Consider the following 20,965-nt stretch of genomic DNA (forward strand, 5'->3'; position numbering starts at 1 on the left):
CCTGGCGGGGCCACCCAGAGGTGGGGCGCACCCAGAGGCCGGGCACCCCGCCGAACCCTTAAGGGTCCGTCGAACAGATCCCGTAGGGGACGCGAGGCCCCCCCTGCGGGTCCACAACCCACAAACAGCGGTGGGGTATTCCCCGTCACCTCAAGGCACCGCAAGGCACCGCAAGGTATTTCAAGGCACCTCAAGGCGAAAACGATGAAGGGACCGGCCCCCGCAAGGGAACCGGCCCCGTTCACCTACTCACTGACTGACCGACTCAGCAGCCGGCAGCTGTCCGATGCCGGACTCAGCAGCCCAGCAGGCGCGTGGCCAGGTAGGGCTGGATCTGGTCCAGGCTGACGCGCTCCTGCTTCATGGTGTCGCGCTCGCGGACGGTGACCGCGTTGTCGTCGAGGGTGTCGAAGTCGACGGTCACGCAGAACGGGGTGCCGATCTCGTCCTGGCGGCGGTAGCGGCGGCCGATGGCGCCCGCGTCGTCGAACTCGATGTTCCAGTTCTTCCGCAGGTCCGCGGCGAGGCCCTTGGCCTTCGGGGAGAGCTGCGGGTTGCGGGACAGCGGCAGCACCGCGACCTTGACCGGCGCCAGGCGCGGGTCGAGGCGCATGACCGTGCGCTTCTCCATCTTGCCCTTGGCGTTGGGCGCCTCGTCCTCGACGTAGGCGTCGAGCATGAAGGCGAGCATCGCGCGGTTCACACCGGCCGCCGGCTCGATGACGTACGGGGTCCAGCGCTCGCCGGCCTCCTGGTCGAAGTACGACAGGTCCTGGCCGGACGCCTTGGAGTGCGCGGACAGGTCGAAGTCCGTGCGGTTGGCCACGCCCTCCAGCTCGGAGAACTCGGTGCCGCCGAAGTTGAAGCGGTACTCGATGTCAGCGGTGCGCTTGGAGTAGTGGGAGAGCTTCTCCTTCGGGTGCTCGTACCACCGGATGTTCTCCTCGCGCAGGCCCAGGTCGCGGTACCAGTTCCAGCGCTGCTCCATCCAGTACTCCTGCCACTGCTCGTCCTCACCCGGCTTGACGAAGAACTCCATCTCCATCTGCTCGAACTCGCGGGTGCGGAAGATGAAGTTGCCCGGAGTGATCTCGTTCCGGAAGGACTTGCCCATCTGCGCGATGCCGAACGGGGGCTTCTTGCGCGAGGTCTGCTGGACCTGGGCGAAGTTGGTGAAGATGCCCTGGGCGGTCTCGGGGCGCAGGTAGGCGACCGAGGCGGTGTCCTGGGACGGGCCGAGGTGGGTGGAGAGCAGGCCGGAGAACTGCTTGGGCTCGGTGAAGCCGCCCTTGTTGCCGCAGTGCGGGCAGTTGATGTCCGCGAGGCCGTTCTCGGGCAGCTTGCCGTGCTTGGCCTCGTACGCCTCCTCCAGGTGGTCGGCGCGGAAGCGCTTGTGGCAGGAGGTGCACTCGGTGAGCGGGTCCGTGAAGGTGGCGACGTGGCCGGACGCCTGCCACACCTCGGGTGCCAGGATCACCGACGAGTCGAGGCCGACGACGTCCTCGCGCGAGGTGACCATGGCGCGCCACCACTGCCGCTTGATGTTCTCCTTGAGCTCGACGCCCAGCGGACCGTAATCCCAGGCAGCCCGGGAGCCGCCGTAGATCTCACTGCAGGGGTAAACGAAGCCACGGCGCTTGCTCAGGCTGACGATGGTATCGATCTTGTCGGCGGCCACGGTGCTCTCTTCATTACGACGACGAACGATGAATTGGGCGGCGCCCTCGCGTCTCGTCGGGGGTGCAGGTCGCAAGACGGCTGGGCGAATAGTTCAGGGTACCGGCGGGCGCCGCCCCGGGACCAAATCGGTTCCCGGCCACTGTCGGCCCGCTCACACCGGCCCCAGGTTTATTGACAATCGTTTCCAGGTTTGTTGAAAATGAGTGTCATGAACATACGCCGTCACCTCACCACCGCCGCGGTCGCCGGAGCCGCGGGGCTCGGCCTGCTGGCCCTCTCCGCCTGCTCCCCCACCGCCAGTGGCAGGACGGCCGACGGTAAGCTGAGGGTGACAGCGTCCTTCTATCCCATGGAATTCCTCGCCGAGCAGATCGGCGGGAAGCACGTCGAGGTGACCGACCTCACCAAGCCGGGCGTCGAGCCGCACGACCTGGAGCTCACCGCCAAGCAGACCGCCCAGCTCGACGAGTCCGGCGCGATCGTCTACCTCAAGGGCCTGCAGCCCGCCGTGGACGAGGCGATCGCCCAGTCCGGCGTCAAGAACATCGCCGACGCCGCCGCCCTGACCTCCCTGGAGAAGCACGGCACCGAGGTCGACGGCCACCACCACACCACCGGCGACAACGACTCGCACTCCGACTCCGAGGGCGGCAACGACCCGCACGTCTGGCTCGACCCGGTGAAGTACGCCGAGGTCGCCAAGGGCGTCAACACGACCCTCGCCAAGGCCGACCCGAAGCACAAGGCCGACTACCAGAAGAACACCGACGCCCTGGTGAAGAAGCTGACCGGGCTGGACACGGAGTTCAAGGACGGTCTGAAGAACCGGGCGTCGGACACCTTCCTCACCACCCACGCGGCCTTCGGCTACCTCGCCGAGCGCTACGGCCTGACCGAAGAGGCCATCAGCGGCCTGGACCCCGAGTCCGAGCCCAGCGCGCACCGCATGAAGGCCCTGCACACCCTCGCCGCCGACCACCACGTCTCCACGGTCTTCTTCGAGACGATCGCCAACCCGGCCACCGCCAAGGCCCTGGCCGGCGATCTCCACCTGAGGACCGACGTGCTGGACCCGCTCGAAGGGATCACCGCCAAGTCCCGCGGCAGGGACTACTTCGGCGTGCAGCGCGCCAACCTCGCGGCGCTGCAGAAGGCGCTCGGCAGCAAGTGAGCAGCACGTGAACCGCACCGGCCAGCCCGCCCCGCACCCCACGGAGGTCACCGTGAAAGAACCGCTCCCCGAGCCGGTCATCGACCTGCGCGGCGCCACCGCATCGCTGGGCGCCCGCCCCGTGCTGCGCGGCGTCGACCTGACGGTGCGCTCCGGCGAGGTCGTCGCGCTGCTCGGCGCGAACGGCTCCGGCAAGTCCACCGCCGTCCGGTCGGTGATCGGCCAGGTCCCGCTCAGCGGCGGCTCGCTGTCGCTGTTCGGCACGGAGTTCCGCCGCTTCAGGAACTGGGCCCGCATCGGATACGTCCCGCAGCGCACCACCGCGGCCGGCGGGGTGCCCGCCACCGTCCGCGAGGTCGTCACGGCCGGCCGGCTGGCCCGTACGAAGCTGGGCGTGCTGCGCAAGGCCGACCGGGCCGCGGTGCACCGCGCACTGGAGCTGGTCGGCATGGCCGACCGCGCCAAGGACTCGGTCAACGCGCTCTCCGGCGGACAGCATCAGCGGGTGCTGATAGCCCGGGCGCTGGCCGGCGAACCGGAACTGCTGATCATGGACGAGCCGATGGCCGGCGTCGACCTCGCCAGCCAGGAAGTGCTCGCCGCCGCCCTGCGCGAGCAGGTCGCCCGCGGCACCACCGTCCTGCTCGTGCTGCACGAGCTCGGCCCGCTGGAGCCGCTGATCGACCGCGCGGTGGTGCTGCGCGACGGCTGCGTCGTCCACGACGGCCCGCCGCCCGAGGCCGTGGGCCAGCACGCCCTCCCCGGCCACGACCATGTCCACCCGCACGCCGACGCGGCCGCGGAACCGATCCGGACGGGGTTGCTCACCTGATGGACATCCTGACCTACGCCTTCATGCAGCGGGCCCTGATCGCCGCCCTGATCGTCGGCATCACCGCCCCCGCCATCGGCATCTACCTCGTCCAGCGCCGCCAGGCCCTGATGGGCGACGGAATCGGCCATGTCGCGCTCACCGGCGTCGGACTGGGCTTCCTGCTCAACCAGAGCCCGGTCTGGGTCGCCACCGCCGTCGCCGTCGCCGGCTCGGTCGTCATGGAGCTGATCCGCTGGTACGGCAAGACCCGCGGCGACCTCGCGCTGGCCATGCTGTTCTACGGCGGTATGGCGGGCGGCGTGATGCTGATGAACCTCTCCGACGCCGGCTCCAACGCCAACCTCGGCACCTACCTCTTCGGCTCGATCACGACCGTCTCCCCGCAGGACATGACGACGATCTACGTGCTCGCCGCGCTGGTCCTGGCGATCACCGTCGGGCTGCGCCGCCAGCTGTTCGCGGTCTGCCAGGACGAGGAGTTCGCACGGGTGACCGGCCTGCCGGTCCGGCTGCTGAACCTGCTGATCGCGGTCACCGCCGCGGTCACCGTCACCGTCGCCATGCGGGTGGTCGGCCTGCTGCTGGTCAGCGCCCTGATGGTGATCCCGGTCGCGGCCGCCCAGCAGATCAGCCGCAGCTTCGCCGTCACCTTCTCGGTGGCCGTCGCCATCGGTGTCGCGGTCACCCTTACGGGCACCACCACCTCGTACTACGTGGACGTCCCGTCCGGTGCCACGATCGTGCTCTTCGCCATCGGCCTGTTCGTCGTGCTGACCGCGCTCGCCACGCCGCTCGCGAAAAAGCGCGCCAGGGCTGCCGCACAGCCCGGTGCGGGGTGCACCCTGGAGGTACCCGCCGGTCGCACCGCCCCGGACGATGTGAGCGTGGCCGGATAGCCGCACGCCGGTAAGCGTCCCCCCAGGGCGCCGGTCATCACCTGGCACAATGGCGGGACGCATGCGCAGGGGGAAGACCTGACGTCCTAAGGGAGGCAACGGTGGCGACGAGCGCGGGATCTCCGGTACGCGGCCGGTCGACGCGGCAGCGGACCGCGGTGTCCGCCGCACTCGACGAGGTGGACGAGTTCCGCAGTGCCCAGGAGCTGCACGACATGCTCAAGCACCGGGGCGACTCGGTCGGACTGACCACCGTCTACCGGACGCTGCAGTCGCTCGCCGACGCCGGCGAGGTCGATGTGCTGCGCACCAGCGAGGGCGAGGCGGTCTACCGCCGGTGCAGCACCGACGACCATCACCACCACCTCGTCTGCCGGAGCTGCGGCAAGGCCGTCGAGGTCGAGGGTCCCGCGGTGGAGAAGTGGGCCGACCAGATCGCCGCCGAACACGGCTTCCGGGACGTGGCGCACACCATCGAGATCTTCGGGACCTGCGGCGAGTGCGCGGAGCGGACCGCCGAGGAGAAGTAGCCGCAGGAGCAGCAAGTACGCCGGGCCGCCGCCGAGTTGATCGGGGCGGCCCTTCGTATGCCCGGCCCGTGTGCCGGCTGGTGTGCCCGGCGGAACAGCGCATATATGACAGGTACACGCTGGTGGTAGCCTCGGTGGGCTATCGGCGCTGTGCTCGCGCCCACACGGGGGGTAGTAAATGGGTCTCGGGGATCTCTGGGAAGACGGCAAGCAGCTCGTCGGCGACGTGGTCGAGGTCGGCAAGGACGTCATGATGGCGCCCGCCGAGATCGCGCACTGGGTGCTGACCCAGATGTTCGGCGGCGGCGACGCGGACCTGCAGAAGATCGCGGCCGAACTGGCCAAGCTCAGCAAGGAGCTGGACGGATTGACCCAGGAGGTCAATACCGCGCTCGGAAAGCTGACCTGGCACGGCCCCGCCTCCGACGCCTTCGTCGCCGTCGCGCACGGCCGCGTCAAGGAGATGAACAAGATCTCCGACGATCTCACCACGCTGGGCCAGGCCGTCACCCGGCTGTCCCAGGTCTACTGACGAGCCACGTCCCAGGTCTACTGACGAGCCACGACGACACGGGGGTTGTACGGATGGCAGGCGACACGTTCGGTGTCGAGATGGCGGAGCTCAACACCATCGAGAAGGACTGGCGCTCGGCCGCCGAGAAGATGCTGGAGCTGCACCGGCGGCTGTGCGAGGTCAAGGACACCATGGCCGCCGCGGCGAGCATCGACCTCGCGACCGCGCCGCTCGCGTCCCTTCCCGGCTTCGGCATCGCCTACCAGGTGCAGGCCGACGTCGAGGAGATCGCCGAGGTGAGCCGGCGCCTCGCCGCGGCCAAGTCCCAGCTGCTCGACGGGCTCGCGGCGGACGCCGACAAGATCAAGCAGGTCAAGGCCGAGTACGAGGCCAACGAAAAGAAGATCGAGGAAGACCTCAAGAAGATCAAGGACGGCAAGCACCACGACACGCCCAAGTCACCGCAGACCGGCTCGCACGGCGCCGGATCCGGCTCCGGAGGCGGTGGCGGTGGCGGTGGTGGCGGCGGCGGTGCCAGCGGCGGCGGGCACGGCGGTGGCGGCGGCGCCGGCGGTCCGGCCCCCTCCCAGGGCCACGGCGACGGCAAGTGGGAGACGAAGGGCGACTGGGACGCCTGGTCGCCGGGCAAGCACCACACCACCACCGGCGCCGGCGTGCAGGACGCCCCCGACACCTCCGGGCTCCCCAAGGAGCGCAAGGACATCATCGACCGGGCCCTGGAGCGGGTGAACCACCGCATCGGCTACAGCCAGTCGGCCACCACCAACGGCTACCGCGACGACTGCTCGGGCTTCGTCTCCGCCGCCTGGGGCCTGGAACCCCCCGGCCTGAACACGTACGGCCTGATGGGCGGCAACACCGCCCACGTCATCACCAAGGACGACCTGCAGCCGGGCGACGCCCTGATCGCCGGCGACCACACCGTCCTCTTCGGCGGCTGGGCCGACGAGGCCCACACCAAGTACATCGCCCTGGAGGACAACGGCTCCCAGGGCACCGTCTCGCACGTCATCCCGTACCCGTACTACTCGGGCGACGCGGCGCACGAGCGGTCGATCGGCCAGCCGTACGTGCCCTACCGCCGCAACGGCCTCTAGGGGCCCGACAGGGGGCTTCTCCCCCTGGTGCGCACACGGGAGGGAACGGCCCGGCTTCCTGGCGCACAGGAAGCCGGGCCGACCGTCCTTTGGCCGTCAGGTCGCGGACTCGCCCTCCGCCACCGGCGCGGCACCGAACCGCCGGTCCCGCTTGGCGTACTCCAGGCACGCGGCCCACAGGTTCCGCCGGTCGAAATCCGGCCACAGGATGTCCTGGAAGACCATCTCGGCGTACGCGCTCTGCCAGATCAGGTAGTTCGAGGTGCGCTGCTCACCGGACGGCCGGACGAAGAGATCCACGTCCGGCATGTCCGGGTAGTACATGTACTTCGCGACGGTCTTCTCGTTGACCTTCGACGGGTCCAGCTTCCCGGCCCGTACGTCCCGGGCGATCGCCGCCGCGGCGTCCGCGATCTCCGCCCGGCCTCCGTAATTCACGCAGAAATACAGCGTCATCGCGTCATTGTTCTTGGTCTGCTCCTGGGCGATCTGGAGCTCCTGCACCACGGACTTCCACAGCTTCGGCATCCGCCCGACCCACCGGATGCGAATACCCAGCGCATCCATTTCGTCACGCCGCCGCCGGATGACATCGCGGTTGAAGTTCATCAGGAACTTCACCTCGTCCGGCGACCGCTTCCAGTTCTCGGTGGAAAAGGCGTAGAGCGAAAGGTTCTTCACGCCCATTTCGATGCAGCCTTTGAGGACGTCCAGCACGACGCCCTCGCCGACCTTGTGACCCTCGGTGCGCGGCAGGCCCCGCTCCTTCGCCCACCGGCCGTTGCCGTCCATGACCACGGCCACATGGTTCGGGACGAGCTCCCCGGGGATCTTCGGCGGCCGCGCGCCGGAAGGGTGCGGCTCGGGCGTGACGTACTCGCGTCGGTTACGGCCCAGAATTCCGCGTCGTGCCATGCGGCCCACGTCTCCTATGTATCAGGGTGTGCTTCTGCTTCGCTGCTATTGCTCTACGTACCGGAGGGAGCGCAGGCCCCGCTCCAGATGCCAGTGCAGATACGCCGTGACCAGTCCGCTGCCCTCCCGGGCGTGACGGGCCTCGCAGGCGTCCGCGGTCTCCCAGTCGCCGGTCAGCAGCGCGCTGAGGAGCCCGATGGCCTCTGAGGAGGGTACGACGCTCCCGGGCACCCGGCAGTCACCGCATATGACGCCACCGGACGCGACCGAGAAGAACCTGTTGGGGCCCGGCAGCCCGCACCGCGCGCAGCTGTCGAAACTCGGCGCGTAACCGTTCACGGCCAGCGAGCGCAGCAGGAACGCGTCGAGCACGAGATGCGGCGCGTGCTCCCCGCGGGCGAGCGTCCGCAGCCCGCCGACCAGCAGCAGGTACTGCTGCACCGCCGGCTCGCCCTCGTGGTCGGTGAACCGCTCGGCGGTCTCCAGCATGGCCGTACCGGCGGTGTAGCGGGCGTAGTCCGTGACGATGCCACCGCCGTACGCGGCGATCGTCTCGCTCTGCGTACAGAGCGGCAGGCCGCGCCCGACGAGCTCGCTGCCGCGGGCGTAGAACTGCACGTCCACATGGGAGAACGGCTCCAGCCGCGCCCCGAACTTCGACTTCGTCCGCCGCACGCCCCGGGCCACGGCACGGACCCGGCCGTGGCCACGGGTGAGCAGCGTGATGATCCGGTCCGCCTCACCCAGCTTCTGGGTGCGCAGCACGATGCCGTCGTCGCGGAACAGACTCATGGCGCCCATTCTCGCGCATCGCGGCGGGGCGCCGTTCCCCCGGCCGATATCAGGGCCGCTCCCCCCGGGAGGGCTCGGCCAGCGCGGCGGTCAGCTGCCGGGCCACCTCCATCGAGCACCGCCCCAGCTCCACGAGCGGCGGCATGTACCGGTGCGCGATCGATACGGGGTCGGGCCGGAGGGAGGGCAGCACGACCCCGGCCCGGGCGAGCGCCTCCCGCAATTCCGTCGTCACGGTCTCCACTTCCTGAAACTGCTGCATCATCGTCCGCACCTTCCGTGAGGGGTTTCACTGATTGCATGCAGAGCGTGACGCTGCGGAACTACGCTGAGCAAGGAGATCGGCGGTACGTCGGCACTACAACTGCCGGGCAGCACAAGGGAGTTAGGTCATGGCCAACGCCTCGCGACAGGCAGCGTGGGAATTCTGGGGAACGGAACTCAAGCGACGGCGCGAGGACACCAAGCTGACCCAGGATGCGCTGGGGAGAATGGTGTTCGTGTCCGGCGCGTACATCGGACAGTTCGAGCAGGCGATCCGCAAGCCACAGCTGGATGTCGCGATCCGGATCGACGAGGTACTGCAAACCGACGGTTTTTTCGAGCGCACGTGGCGAAAGCTGATCGACGACAAGCGGTACCCGCACTATTTCGCGGCAGCGGCGGAGCTGGAGCGGCTGGCGACGAGGATCTGCGACTTTGAGCCGATGATCGTGCCCGGGCTGTTGCAGACGGCCCCGTATGCGAAAGCGCTCATGCTCGCGGGGAACCCACTCGCATCGGACGAGTACATCGAGGAGAAGGTCCGTGCTCGCCTGGACCGATCCCTCATCCTCAAGGACACTGCACGTCCCGTGTATTGGGCCGTGCTGCACGAGGCCGTGCTACGGGTTCCCGTAGGGGGACCGTCCGTAATGGCAGAGCAGCTGGAGCACATCGCACGACTCGCCCGCGAACGGAAGATCCTGGTGCAGGTCCTCCCCTTCGCAGCAGGTGCGCACCCTCTCATCGGCAAGATGCTGACCCTCATGGAATTCCAGGACGCGCCGCCAACCGCCTATACCGAAGGCGTCTATTCGGGGAATCTGCTGGACGAACCGGCCGAAGTGAAGCGCGTACAGCAGGACTACGATCTGGTCAGGGCCGCCGCGCTGTCGCGGGAGGCGTCCCTGGCCTTGATCGAATCGACGGCAGAGGACTTCAGACGATGCGCGAGTACGACCTGAGCGCTGCTCAGTGGCGTAAGAGCAGCTACAGCGACACCAACGGTGGCAGCTGCGTTGAGGTCGCCCAAGACTTCCCCGGCGCCGCCACCTGGCGTAAGAGCAGCTACAGCGACCACAACAACGGCGACTGCCTCGAAGTCGCCGACGGCCACCCCGGCGTCGTCCCCGTCCGTGACAGCAAGGCCCCCCAGGGCCCCGCCCTGGTGATTCAGGCGCCCGCCTGGTCCGCTTTCGTCGACGCCGTCAAGAACGCGCGGTTCGTCGCTGCCTGACCGAGCTTCACCAAGTGCCTACAACAGGCACACACGGCCCCGTCATCTCGCCTGGATGACGGGGCCACATCACGTTATGGTCCGGTCATCGCGGGGGGAATACGACCTTCCGCACTTCTCAGTCGCCCCTTGGGATCGGCCCTCACGGCTCGTCAACTGCCCGGTAGCATCCCGTGATGCTCGGCAACACGTTCGTAGCCGTGAAGGCCGGCCGACGAAGTCAGTACCCCACATGAGGATCTCGATGACATCCATACCGGAGGCGCTGTTGTGGTGCCTCAGCGCAGGTACGGCCGCCGCCGTGGTCCTGGCGGCGTTCTCCGTCCGGGCCAGCGGACAACGCAAGGCCCTGAGAGCGCGCCTGACCGCCGCTGAGGAACAGAACAGCGCCACGCTCCACAGCAATACGGAGCTGTCGGCCCGGCTGCGCGCCACCGAGGCCGAGATCCGGCACCTGGCCGATACCCGGCTCCCGGACCTGACCATGGCGCTGGCCCATCCGCACGTGCCGGTGCGCGGTCTGCTCGACGCGCGGTTCGCCGGGTCGGAGACCGACGAGGCGCTCACCGCCGTACTGGAGCAGGTCGGCGACGCCATCACCAAGGAGCGCACGCGGGTCGACGCGGCCGCGCAGTCGGCGCTCCGCGGCGCGACCACGACCATCCAGGCGCTGCTCTACCGGCTGCAGACGGCGCTGCAGGAGATGCAGCACCGCTACGACGACCCGGAGATCGCGCAGGACCTGCTGAACGCGGACTTCCTCAACGAGCAGGCGCTGCGGCGCGTGCAGGCCACCGGCGTGGTCTGCGGCGCCTGGCCGGGCCTGACCCGCGAGGACTCGTACCTGGCCGAGCTGGTCGTGGGCGCCATGTCCCGGCTGCGCGGCTACGAGCGCGTCCAGATCAGCAACCAGCTGCGCGACCCGATCGCGGTCGTCGCGCGGGCCGTCGAGCCGATCGCGATCACCGTCACCGAGCTGCTGGCCAACGCGCTGCACCACTCGCACCGGGAGCTGCCGGTCACCATCACCCTCCAGCAGGGCAACCGCGGCGCCTCGGTGATCATCGACGACTACGGCGTCGGCATGCACGACGACGAGATCAAGGCGGCGATGGAGCTGCTGGCCGGCGACGGCGATCTGCTGCTGACCCAGCTCGGCGACCCGCCGCGGTCCGGTTTCGCCGCGGCCGGGCAGCTGGTGCGCCAGTACGGCTTCGGAGTGCACGTCGAGCCGTCGCCGTACGGCGGCGTGCGGGCCGTGGTGTACATGCCGGGTGACCCCCTCCTCACCGTCCTCGACGAGAGCGCCCAGCCCATGTCCGTGATGGCTCCGCTGCCGCACCGTTCCGGAATGACGGAACGATCCTCCTCCGCCCTGCCGACCGGGGCGGCGCCCTCCTCGGCACCGTCCTCCGCCGGTCAGCCGGCTCCGGCCCCGGCCGCGCCGGCCGCCCCCGCGGCGCCCACAGCGCCTGCCGTGCACGCCTCGTACGACGCGCCGGCCACCGAGGGCGAACTGCCGCGCCGGCGCCGCCGCAAGCCCGCGTCGGAGGCCGAACAGGCCCCGCGCACCGAACCGATTCCCCCGCGCTCCCCGGAGGAGACCGGATCCCGCTGGGCCGCCCTCCAGCGCGGCACCGAATCCGGCCGGGCAGCCGCCCAGTCAGAACCCCCTCGCAGTCCCGAAGGGAACGCCCAGTCATGAACAACCCCGCCCGCCGCCGTGTCGCCGAGGACAAGTCCTGGGTGCTGGCGCCGCTCTTGGAGTTGCCGCATGTTATCCACGCAGCCGTGATCTCCGGTGACGGCTTCATCGAGGGTGCCTCGCCGGGCCTGACCCGGGAGGCCGGCGAGGGTGTCGCCGCGATGATGTCCGCACTGCAGGGCGCCGCGCGCGCCGTCACCGCCGCGTTCGCCGAGAAGGACGACACCCGGCTGCGGCAGACCGTCATCGAGTCCGACGAGGGCTTCGTCTTCGCGATACCGGCCGGCGAGAACACCTGCCTGGCCGTCTTCGCCGACCCGGAGGTGAACATGGGAGTCGTCGCACACCACATGCAGATCCAGGTGACGACGCTGGGCAGCAAGGTGATGAACAGCCCGGCCCGGGACCTCGGTAACCCGGCATGACGCCCCGCCAGAGCAGCGGCAGGCGCCTCGTCCCGGCCTACCTGGCCACCGGCGGACGCGCCCGCCCCAGCCGCAACACGTTGGACCGGCTCACCCTGCTGCACAGCGTGGGGATGCCGATCACCAGTGAGGTACGCCCGGAAGAGCACCGCATCCTGGAGCTGCTGCAGCCCGGGGCGCTGTCTCTGGCCGAGGTCGCCGCCCACCTTCACCTCCCCGTCAGCGTGGTGAAGGTGCTGGTGGCCGACCTTGTCGATGCCGGGCGGCTGCACGCCCGTGTCCCCATCCCCGAAGCCGAGCAATTCGACCGGCAGATTCTGGAGAGGGTTCTCGATGGACTCCGCTCTCTCAAGTCCTAGCAGCGCGACCGGTACGGGTACCGGCACCGGCACCGGCAACATGTACCTCTCCGGCGAGCACCAGACCCTGGTCAAACTGCTGGTCGCGGGTCCGTTCGGGGTCGGCAAGACGACGCTCATCCGGGCGCTGTCGGAGACCCCGCCGCTGCACACCGAAGAGGTCATGACCCAGTCCGGCGCGATCGTCGACGATCTCGCCGGCGTACGGGAGAAGACCACCACCACCGTCGCGATCGACTTCGGGCGGCTGACGCTGCCCGGGGACCTGGTGCTCTACCTGTTCGGCACGCCCGGGCAGAAGCGCTTCCGGCCCCTGTGGCAGGACATCGCCCGCGGTGCGCTGGGCGCCCTGGTCCTCGCGGACACCCGCCGGCTGGCGGACTCCTTCGAGGTGATGGACATCGTCGAGGAGGCCGGGCTGCGCTACGCGGTCGCGGTCAACACCTTCCCCGACGCGCCCCAGTACTCCGTCGAGAAGCTCCGCGAGGCGCTCGACCTGCACCCCGAGACACCGCTGGTGCTGTGCGACGCCCGCGACCGCGACCAGTCCGTCGATGCGCTGATCGCGCTCGTCGGCCACGTTCTGGCCCACACTCCCGAGGAGAACCCGAACCCGTGACTTCCCCGCACCAGCCGGAAGAATGGGGTCTCCCCCGCTCCAGCGAAGCCGAGAGCGCGGGGACGCTGCCGCAGCAGGGCGCCGCGCCGCCACCGGGCTGCCCGGCCCACTCCGCTCCGCCGCAGCAGGCCATGGGGTACCCGCAGGCCCGGCCCGACGCGCACGAGCCGGTGAAGCTCTACGGACCGGAGTTCGCCGCCGACCCGGGCTGCGTCTACGGCCGGCTGCGGCAGTACGGCGCGCTGGCGCCGGTCGAGATCGCGCCCGACGTGACCGCGATGCTGGTCACCGACTACCGCGCGGCGCTCGACCTGCTGCACGACGACTCGACCTGGTCGAAGGACTCCCGGGAGTGGATGCAGACCGTCCCGCCGGACTCGCCGATCCTGCCGATGCTCGGCTGGCGGCCGAACGTCTTCTACAGCGACGGGCCGGCGCACGTCCGCTACCGGGACGTCATCGTCGACAGCTTCAAGCTGGTGGAACCGCACGAGCTGCGGGCCCGCGTGCACCACGCCGCGGACACCCTGATCCAGCGGTTCGGCGCCCGCGGTGAGGTCGATCTGATCGCCGACTACGCGCGGCTGATCCCGCTGCTGATGTTCAACAACCTCTTCGGGCTGCCCGACTCCTACAGCGACCGGCTCGTCGAGGCCCTCGCCGGGATGATCGAGGGCACCTCGCCCGAGGAGGCGGCGGCCGCCAACGAGGCGTACACCGCGTACATCATGGAGCTGGTCGGCTCGAAGAAGGCGCAGCGCGGCGCGGACCTGACCTCGTGGTTCATGGACCATCCCAACGGGCTGTCCGACGAGGAACTGATCCACAACATCATCCTGGTGATGGGCGCCGGCAACGAGCCGCTCGCCAACCTCATCGGCAACGCGCTGTCCCGGATGCTCTCCGACGACCGCTACTACAACACCCTCACAGGTGGCGCCCTGACCGCTCAGGACGCCATCAACGAGGTGCTGTGGAACGACCCGCCGCTGACCAACTACTCCGCCCACTTCCCGGTCCGGGACGTCTTCTTCCACGGCACCTGGGTGCGCCGGGGGCAGTTGGTGATGGTGTCGTACGCGGCCGCCAACAGCCAGTTCGACACCACCTCGCTGGACGTGCCGGGCTCGGGCGGCGGTTCGCACCTGTCCTGGTCGGCCGGCCCGCACGCCTGCCCCGTGAAGCGGCACGCACTGCTGATCGCCACCACCGCGATCGAGCGGCTCACGGCGTGGCTCTCCGACATCGAACTCGCCGTGCCCACCGAGGAGTTGGAGTGGCGGCACGGCGCCTTCCACCGGGCCCTGGTCGCACTGCCGGCCCGCTTCTCCCCCATCACCCCCGACCAGGCAGGAGCCACTCCATGGCACAACAGGGACAGCAGCCCTACGTCATCGACCCGGTCGGAAGCGACATCCACGGAGAGGCAGCCCGCCTCCGCGCGATAGGTCCGGCGGCCCGGATCGAGCTGCCCGGCGGCATCGAGGCGTGGGCGGTCACCGGCCATGCCCTGCTCAAGTCGCTGCTGACCGACGACCGGGTCTCCAAGAACCCCCGGGAGCACTGGCCGGCCTGGCAGCGCGAGGAGATCCGCAGCAGCTGGCTGCAGTCGTGGATCGGCGTCTCCAACATGTTCACCGCGTACGGCCCGGACCACCGGCGGCTGCGCAAGCTGATCGCGCCGGCGTTCACGGCCCGCCGTACGGACGCCATGCTGCCGCGCGTCGAGCGGATCACCCAGGCATTGCTGGACGATCTCGCCGGCCGCCCGGCCGGCTCGGTCGTGGACCTGCGCGAGGTGTTCACCCACCCGCTCCCCATGCAGGTCATCTGCGAGCTCTTCGGCTTCCCGGAGGGCGAGCCGCGCGCCGAACTGGCCCGGCTGGTCGAGGCGATCATGGACACCACCGCCACGCCGGAACAGGCCGGCGCCACCGCCGCGGCCGTGCACGCCCTGCTGACCGGTCTGGTCACCGCCAAGCGCGAGGCGCCGGCGGACGACCTCACCAGCCTGATGGTCTCCGCACGGGACGACGACGGCGAGCGGATGACCGAGCAGGAGCTCCTGGACACCCTGCTGCTGGTCATCGGCGCCGGTCACGAGACCACCGTCGACCTCATCGGCAACGCGGTGACGGCGCTGCTCACCCACCCCGACCAACGGGAGCTGGTGCTGTCGGGCCAGGTGCCGTGGAGCGACGTGATCGAGGAGACGCTGCGCTGGGCCCCCAGCATCGCGAGCCTGCCGCTGCGCTTCGCGGTGGAGGACATCGAGCTGCCGGACGGGATCACCATCCGCAAGGGCGACGCGATCCTCCCCGGGTACGCCGGCGCCGGCCGCGACCCGGAGTTCCACGGCCCCGGGGCGGACACGTTCGACGTCCGGCGCGGCGTCCAGGAGCACCTGGCCTTCGGCCACGGCGTGCACCACTGCCTCGGTGCCCCGCTGGCCCGCATGGAGGCCCGGATCGCCCTCCCGGCGCTCTTCGCCCGCTTCCCGGACCTCCAACTGGCCGTATCCGCCGAGGAGTTGCAGCCCGCGGGCGGCTTCATCTCGGGCGGCCTGCGGGGGCTTCCGGTGCGCCTGACGCCGGCCGAGGCCCCGACGACGGCTCCGGCTCCGGCGGGCGCGTAACCGCCCGGCGGCGCCCAGCGGGTCCGGCCCCCGTCACCGCCCCGGCAGCGACGGGGGCCGCAACCTTCTCGCCCCCTCACCGGTCGGTAACGGCAACCGCCTTCCGACCGAGAGGGACCTTCCCGATGAAGCTCCGCCGCGCCCTGCCGGCCGTCCTCGCCGCCGCCCTGCTGGCGCCCGCCGCCCTGCCGACCACCCCGGCCGCGGCCGCGACCGGCACGCCGGGGGTCGGCACCGAACTCCTGGACCTCCCCCGCACCGTGGCCGTCGGCTCCGTCTGGCACGGCTTCGCCGATTCCGTCCGCAACACCACGGACGGCACGCTGCCGGCCGTCACCCTCTCGCTCACCGGCACCGCGCCGGTCACCGTCCAGTTCCTCGACAACGCGGCGGGCGGCACCTGGCACACCGTCGACCTGCACAAGGGCCGGTTCCTCCGCTACGCCGACCTCATGCCGGGCGAGCACCTGAGCAAGCCCATGCGCCTGAAGCTCACGGCGGGCGCCCGTCCCGGCAGTCGTGCCACCCTCACCGCCCTCGCCACCTTCTGCGACGGCCACGGCAGGTGCGGCGTCTCGGCACCGAAGTCCTATGCGATCAAGATCACCGCGAAGGGCACCCGCTAGGAACGGCGGGAGGGCCCGGGCTCTACGAGGGCGTACGCGCCGCCGCGGCGAGCAGCCGCTCGGTGTCCGCCGGGCCGAGGGTCAGCGCACCGCCGACCGTGGTGAGCACCTCGCGCTCCGCGGGCGTGTAGGCGCCGTCCGCGAGGGCGATCCGGGCGCCCTGGAGGAGCAGCGACTCCCGCCCGGCCGGCGCGAGATGCGCGGCGAGCGGCTCCAGGGCCTCGTGCAGCTCTATGGCCAGCGCGGTGCCGCACGGGTCGAGGCCGGCGTGGCCGCAGTGCCCGCCGGTCACCGCGTCGTAGGTGCCGGTGAGCCGCCCGGTGTCGGCGGCGAGGGCGGCGAGGAGGGTCAGCAGCTGGTCCTCGGAACAGTCCGGGAAGCCGGCCGCCCGGACGGCGTCCACGGCGGTCTCCCGGACCGCGCGGGACGAGGTCCCGCCGGCGGCCAGCAGCGCGAGCGTGACGGTGTGGACGGCGTCCCGCAGCATCGCGGAGAAGCGGACGGTGGTGGGGTGGTCGAGGGCGTCCAGGCCGAAGCGGCCGTGGCAGGCGGAGCACTCCAGCACCGGGCCGGTGCGGCCGCGGGAGAGGAGCGGGAGGCCGAGGAGGGTGAGGCGGCGGTGGCCGGTGCGTCGGAGGTAGTTGCGGTCGCCGCCGCAGCCCGGACAGAAGAACTCGCCGTCGGCGACGGTACGCCAGGACGTGCGCACTCCCATCACACACACCTTGTGCATTCCGTCAGCCTCCGTAACTCCCCGTTGCCGTCCAGGCCCAGGAGAGACCCCCACGCCACCGTCGCCGTGTTGGACGTGATGTTAGCCACATCATTGATGCGCCGTCAGCACCTGGTATCGGACAACTACGGCTCGGCGGCACGCCAGGAGCACTGGCGTGCCGCCGATATGGCCGAAATCGCGGGGGCCGGGGCCGTGGCGGCCCGGAGGCTCAGCGGCCGGCGCGATTGACGGCCGAGACCACGGCCTTCAGCGAGGCGCGGGTGGTGTTCGCGTCGATGCCGATGCCCCACAGGACCTTGTCACCGATCGCGCACTCGATGTACGAGGCGGCCTGCGCGGAGGCGCCCTCGCTCATCGTGTGCTCCTGGTAGTCCAGCAGCCGTACGTCCACGCCGATGCCCTGCAGGGCGTCGAAGAACGCGGAGATCGGGCCGTTGCCGGAACCGGTCAGCACGGTGTCCCGGCCGTCGACGACCGCCTCGACGGTCAGCGCGTCGATGCCGTCCCGGTCCGTCGTGGTCTGGCCGTTCTTGACCTGGATGCGGCCCCACGGGTTCTCGGGGTTGGGCAGGTACTCGTCCTGGAAGGCGGACCAGATGGCGGCCGGCGTGACCTCGCCGCCCTCGGCGTCGGTCTTCTCCTGGATGATTCGGGAGAACTCGATCTGCATCCGGCGCGGCAGGTCCAGCTTGTGGTCGTTCTTCAGGACGTAGGCGATACCGCCCTTGCCGGACTGCGAGTTGACCCGGATGACGGCCTCGTAGGAGCGGCCGACGTCCTTCGGGTCGATGGGCAGGTACGGCACCGCCCACTCGATGTCGTCCACGGTCTTGCCGGCGGCGGCCGCCTCGGCCTCCATGGCGTCGAAGCCCTTCTTGATGGCGTCCTGGTGGGAGCCGGAGAAGGCGGTGTAGACCAGGTCGCCCGCGTAGGGGTGGCGCGGGTGGACCTCCATCTGGTTGCAGTACTCGCTGGTCCGGCGAATCTCGTCGATCTGCGAGAAGTCGATCTGCGGGTCGACGCCCTGGCTGAAGAGGTTCATGCCCAGGGTCACCAGGTCGACGTTGCCGGTGCGCTCGCCCTGCCCGAACAGGCAGCCCTCGATGCGGTCGGCGCCCGCCATGATCGCCAGCTCGGCGGCGGCCACGGCCGTACCCCGGTCGTTGTGCGGGTGGACGCTCAGGCACACGTACTCGCGCCGGGTCAGGTGGCGCCCCATCCACTCGAACCGGTCCGCGTGCGTGGACGGCGTCGAACGCTCCACCGTGGCGGGCAGGTTGAGGATGATCTCGCGGCCCTCCTCGGGGCGCCAGACGTCGCAGACCGCCTCGCAGACCTCCAGGGCGAAGTCCAGCTCGGTGTCGGTGAAGATCTCCGGGCTGTACTGGTAGCCGAAGACCGTCTCGTCGCCGAGGATCTTCTCCGCGTACTCCATCACCAGCCGGGTGCCGTCCACCGCGATCTGCTTGATGTCGTCCTTGGAGCCGCGGAAGACCACCCGGCGGAAGGTCGGCGCGGTCGCGTTGTACAGGTGGACGGTGGCGCGCTTGGCGCCGCGCAGCGACTCGACGGTCCGCTCGATCAGATCCTCGCGGGCCTGCGTCAGCACCGAGATCGTGACGTCGTCGGGGATGGCGCCCTCTTCGATGATCGACCGGACGAAGTTGAAGTCGGTCTCGCCGGACGACGGGAACCCGACCTCGATCTCCTTGTAGCCCATGCGCACCAGCAGGTCGAACATCTCGCGCTTGCGGGCCGGCGACATGGGGTCGATCAGCGCCTGGTTGCCGTCCCGCAGGTCGGTGGAGAGCCAGCGCGGCGCCTTGGTGATCCGCTTGTCCGGCCAGGTCCGGTCCGGCAGGTCCACGGCCTCGTACGGGCCGTACTTGTGGATCGGCATCCCGGAGGGCCGCTGGGTGACGGTCGCGGCGGTGATCGGCGTGGGGCGACCGACGGAGATTTCGGAGGTCATTGCGCGGGGCTCCTGTCGAAGGCTTTCGACGGCCGACGGTGGGCAACACCGGACTCCGCGGGGAGGGGGTCGGCCTCGACTACAGGCCCTCGCCGCGGCAGCTAAGGAGAAGCAGCCCGTAACGCATGATGCTCAGCACCCTAACCGAGGTACGCCCTGAGTGGCGGTCGCGTATCAGTATGCGGGACCGGGGCGGACGTTACGCCCTAAATGCGACGAACCACACATATGCAGGAATCTCCACCGCAGGCAGTGACAGCCGCACTACACAGTGCCACCGTTTGTCCATGGACCTCAACTCGGACCTCAGCAGCGACCGGAACCGCAAGGCGTCCGGTCCGACCGCCCCCGACCACCCCGTCTTCTGCACGATCGTCCCGCCGCACATCCTCGACAACCTCGCCCGGTCGGAGGACCCGGCCCATTTCGAGCCGGCCCGCCGCACCCTGGGGCACGACGGCGCCCACCGCGTCCGCCGCATGACCCGGGCCGCCCAGGCCGTCGCCCCGCAGGAGGCCCGGACCTCCGCCAACAAGCCCCACCGCACCATCTACGACGCCGGCCACCAGGAGAACCTTCCCGGCACCAAGGTCCACTCCGAGTCCGACGGCCCCTCCAAGGACGCCTCGGTCACCCGCGCCCACGCCGGACTGGGCGCGACCTTCGACTTCTACCTGAAGGCGTTCCACCGCAAGTCCATCGACGGCGCCGGCCTGGCCCTCGACGCGACCGTCCACTACGGCCGGAAGTACGACAACGCCTTCTGGGACGGCGAGCGGATGGTCTTCGGCGACGGCGACGGCGACCTCTTCAAGGACTTCACCATCTCCGTCGACGTCATCGGCCACGAGCTGACCCACGGCGTCACCCAGTACACCGCCAACCTGGCCTACCAGGGCCAGTCCGGCGCCCTCAACGAGTCCGTCTCCGACGTCTTCGGCTCCCTGATCAAGCAGTACGCCCTCGGCCAGACCGCCGACCAGGCCGACTGGCTGATCGGCGCCGACCTGCTCGGCCCCAACGTCACCGGCAAGGCCCTGCGCTCCATGAAGGCCCCCGGAACGGCCTATGACGACGACGTCCTGGGCAAGGACCCGCAGCCGGCCACGATGGAGGGCTACGTCAAGACCCCCAGCGACAACGGCGGCGTCCACATCAACTCCGGCATCCCCAACCACGCCTTCTACCTCGTCGCCAGCAAGCTCGGCGGCAAGGCGTGGGAGCGGGCCGGCCAGGTCTGGTACGACGTCCTGACCGGCGGTGAACTGCCCCAGACCGCCACGTTCGCCGACTTCGCCAAGCTCACGATCAAGGCCGCCCAGGCCCGCTTCGGCACCGGCGACGAACACGAGGCCGTGGTCAAGGCCTGGTCGCAGGTCGGCATCTCGGCGAAGTGACGACGTAGGACGTGGTTCCTCAGCACGGCGGAAAGTGACCGGCGTACCTCGGGGGTGTGCCGGTTACCCGAAAGAACGGGGGCGGTGTACGGGCGTCGGCGACCAGCAGGCGCCCACCCCCCGCCCCCGGCTACCGTGGCCATATGGCCCCCCCAAACGGGGAAGAAGTCCGTCGCAGGACGTCGGAGGAGCCCGTTATGCGCATTTACGTTCACCGTACCGGCGGCTTCGCGGCCATCGACCGCCGGGCCGAGATCGACACCGCGGGGCGCGACGACTCCGCCGAGTGGCAGTCCCTCACGGAACGCGCCCTCGCCACCGCCCGCACCGAACCCCCCGTCGGCGTCCCCGACGGCTTCAGCTACCAGATCACCGTCGACGGCCGCACGGTGTACCTCTCCGACCCCCGCCTCACGGACGACCAGCGGACCTTGATCACGAAGGTGATGAAGGAAGGGGCGTAAGCCGTCAGAGGGCACAGCGGGGCCGTGGCGGCGGCGCATCGCCGGCTGCCCGCCAACTTCCGTACGTATTCTGCCCCT

23 protein-coding genes are annotated in these 20,965 nt (G+C 70.0%); 17 read left to right on the forward strand and 6 right to left on the reverse strand.

Annotated elements, in window-relative coordinates:
- Positions 1–295: 295 nt before the first annotated feature.
- Positions 296–1,678 carry a glycine--tRNA ligase gene (locus ACZ7MX_RS21710; RefSeq protein WP_472134396.1) on the reverse strand — a complete coding sequence of 461 codons (1,383 nt, stop codon included), beginning with the start codon at positions 1,676–1,678 and terminating at the stop codon, positions 296–298.
- Positions 1,679–1,888: 210 nt separating this feature from the next.
- On the opposite strand from ACZ7MX_RS21710, the gene ACZ7MX_RS21715 reads away from it, so the two are divergent.
- The 6 genes from ACZ7MX_RS21715 (at position 1,889) to ACZ7MX_RS21740 (ending at position 6,744) form a co-directional block, all read left to right on the forward strand.
- Positions 1,889–2,851: a metal ABC transporter substrate-binding protein gene (locus ACZ7MX_RS21715; protein WP_472134398.1), complete on the forward strand. Its 963-nt coding sequence runs from the start codon at positions 1,889–1,891 to the stop codon at positions 2,849–2,851.
- A gap of 52 nt (positions 2,852–2,903) precedes the next feature.
- A complete protein-coding gene (locus ACZ7MX_RS21720; protein ID WP_472134560.1) occupies positions 2,904–3,683 on the forward strand; it encodes a metal ABC transporter ATP-binding protein in 780 nt (259 codons plus the stop codon).
- Complete coding sequence (locus ACZ7MX_RS21725) at positions 3,683–4,582, forward strand: metal ABC transporter permease (protein ID WP_472134400.1); 900 nt, start codon at positions 3,683–3,685, stop codon at positions 4,580–4,582. The genes ACZ7MX_RS21720 and ACZ7MX_RS21725 overlap by 1 nt, the downstream gene beginning before the upstream one ends.
- 101 nt (positions 4,583–4,683) lie before the next feature.
- A complete protein-coding gene (locus ACZ7MX_RS21730) occupies positions 4,684–5,112 on the forward strand; it encodes a Fur family transcriptional regulator (RefSeq protein ID WP_030413701.1) in 429 nt (142 codons plus the stop codon).
- A gap of 178 nt (positions 5,113–5,290) precedes the next feature.
- Complete coding sequence (locus ACZ7MX_RS21735) at positions 5,291–5,644, forward strand: WXG100 family type VII secretion target (RefSeq protein ID WP_472134402.1); 354 nt, start codon at positions 5,291–5,293, stop codon at positions 5,642–5,644.
- Between the two features lie 53 nt (positions 5,645–5,697).
- Positions 5,698–6,744 (forward strand): NlpC/P60 family protein, encoded by a 1,047-nt coding sequence (locus ACZ7MX_RS21740; RefSeq protein WP_472134404.1) that lies wholly within the window; start codon positions 5,698–5,700, stop codon positions 6,742–6,744.
- Positions 6,745–6,840: 96 nt separating this feature from the next.
- Here ACZ7MX_RS21740 and ACZ7MX_RS21745 read toward each other — a convergent pair whose 3' ends face one another.
- Genes ACZ7MX_RS21745 through ACZ7MX_RS21755 form a run of 3 tightly spaced genes read right to left on the reverse strand, consistent with a single transcriptional unit; the run spans position 6,841 to position 8,716 of the window.
- On the reverse strand, positions 6,841–7,659 hold the full coding sequence (locus ACZ7MX_RS21745; protein ID WP_030808521.1) for an isoprenyl transferase: 819 nt from the start codon (positions 7,657–7,659) through the stop codon (positions 6,841–6,843).
- Between the two features lie 45 nt (positions 7,660–7,704).
- Entirely contained in the window at positions 7,705–8,451 is a 747-nt protein-coding gene (gene recO, locus ACZ7MX_RS21750; protein WP_030413705.1) for a DNA repair protein RecO, read from the reverse strand.
- A 49-nt stretch (positions 8,452–8,500) separates the two neighbouring features.
- Positions 8,501–8,716 carry a hypothetical protein gene (locus tag ACZ7MX_RS21755; protein ID WP_472134406.1) on the reverse strand — a complete coding sequence of 72 codons (216 nt, stop codon included), beginning with the start codon at positions 8,714–8,716 and terminating at the stop codon, positions 8,501–8,503.
- A gap of 127 nt (positions 8,717–8,843) precedes the next feature.
- Here ACZ7MX_RS21755 and ACZ7MX_RS21760 point away from each other — a divergent pair, with 127 nt between their 5' ends.
- From ACZ7MX_RS21760 to ACZ7MX_RS21800, 9 genes are all read left to right on the forward strand, one after another.
- A complete protein-coding gene (locus ACZ7MX_RS21760; protein WP_472134408.1) occupies positions 8,844–9,677 on the forward strand; it encodes a helix-turn-helix domain-containing protein in 834 nt (277 codons plus the stop codon).
- Complete coding sequence (locus tag ACZ7MX_RS21765) at positions 9,659–9,949, forward strand: DUF397 domain-containing protein (RefSeq protein ID WP_472134410.1); 291 nt, start codon at positions 9,659–9,661, stop codon at positions 9,947–9,949. Before ACZ7MX_RS21760 ends, ACZ7MX_RS21765 begins: the two co-directional genes overlap by 19 nt.
- Before the next feature lie 244 nt (positions 9,950–10,193).
- Positions 10,194–11,654 (forward strand): ATP-binding protein, encoded by a 1,461-nt coding sequence (locus ACZ7MX_RS21770; protein ID WP_472134412.1) that lies wholly within the window; start codon positions 10,194–10,196, stop codon positions 11,652–11,654.
- Positions 11,651–12,079 carry a roadblock/LC7 domain-containing protein gene (locus ACZ7MX_RS21775; RefSeq protein WP_472134414.1) on the forward strand — a complete coding sequence of 143 codons (429 nt, stop codon included), beginning with the start codon at positions 11,651–11,653 and terminating at the stop codon, positions 12,077–12,079. Before ACZ7MX_RS21770 ends, ACZ7MX_RS21775 begins: the two co-directional genes overlap by 4 nt.
- A complete protein-coding gene (locus tag ACZ7MX_RS21780) occupies positions 12,076–12,438 on the forward strand; it encodes a DUF742 domain-containing protein (protein ID WP_030413708.1) in 363 nt (120 codons plus the stop codon). Before ACZ7MX_RS21775 ends, ACZ7MX_RS21780 begins: the two co-directional genes overlap by 4 nt.
- Positions 12,439–12,478: 40 nt before the next feature.
- Complete coding sequence (locus ACZ7MX_RS21785; RefSeq protein ID WP_078866169.1) at positions 12,479–13,057, forward strand: GTP-binding protein; 579 nt, start codon at positions 12,479–12,481, stop codon at positions 13,055–13,057.
- Positions 13,054–14,505, forward strand: coding sequence for a cytochrome P450 (locus tag ACZ7MX_RS21790; RefSeq protein WP_472134416.1), 1,452 nt, complete (start codon positions 13,054–13,056; stop codon positions 14,503–14,505). Before ACZ7MX_RS21785 ends, ACZ7MX_RS21790 begins: the two co-directional genes overlap by 4 nt.
- Positions 14,421–15,692 (forward strand): cytochrome P450 family protein, encoded by a 1,272-nt coding sequence (locus ACZ7MX_RS21795; RefSeq protein WP_472134418.1) that lies wholly within the window; start codon positions 14,421–14,423, stop codon positions 15,690–15,692. The genes ACZ7MX_RS21790 and ACZ7MX_RS21795 overlap by 85 nt, the downstream gene beginning before the upstream one ends.
- Positions 15,693–15,817: 125 nt before the next feature.
- The gene (locus ACZ7MX_RS21800; protein ID WP_472134420.1) at positions 15,818–16,318 is read left to right on the forward strand and encodes a hypothetical protein; all 501 of its coding nucleotides are present in this window, start codon (positions 15,818–15,820) and stop codon (positions 16,316–16,318) included.
- Between the two features lie 22 nt (positions 16,319–16,340).
- Here the strand turns inward: ACZ7MX_RS21800 and ACZ7MX_RS21805 are convergent, their stop codons facing one another.
- Both ACZ7MX_RS21805 and leuA read right to left on the reverse strand, forming a co-directional pair.
- Positions 16,341–17,051, reverse strand: coding sequence for a TerB family tellurite resistance protein (locus ACZ7MX_RS21805; RefSeq protein ID WP_472134422.1), 711 nt, complete (start codon positions 17,049–17,051; stop codon positions 16,341–16,343).
- Positions 17,052–17,262: 211 nt separating this feature from the next.
- Positions 17,263–19,026, reverse strand: coding sequence for a 2-isopropylmalate synthase (leuA, locus tag ACZ7MX_RS21810; protein WP_472134424.1), 1,764 nt, complete (start codon positions 19,024–19,026; stop codon positions 17,263–17,265).
- 287 nt (positions 19,027–19,313) lie between these two features.
- Between leuA and ACZ7MX_RS21815 the strand changes: the two genes are divergently transcribed.
- Entirely contained in the window at positions 19,314–20,423 is a 1,110-nt protein-coding gene (locus ACZ7MX_RS21815; protein ID WP_472134426.1) for a M4 family metallopeptidase, read from the forward strand.
- Positions 20,424–20,620: 197 nt separating this feature from the next.
- Positions 20,621–20,887 carry a protealysin inhibitor emfourin gene (locus ACZ7MX_RS21820; protein WP_201809558.1) on the forward strand — a complete coding sequence of 89 codons (267 nt, stop codon included), beginning with the start codon at positions 20,621–20,623 and terminating at the stop codon, positions 20,885–20,887.
- Positions 20,888–20,965 lie beyond the last annotated feature (78 nt).

This window comes from Streptomyces sp. NPDC107765 (assembly GCF_055657085.1).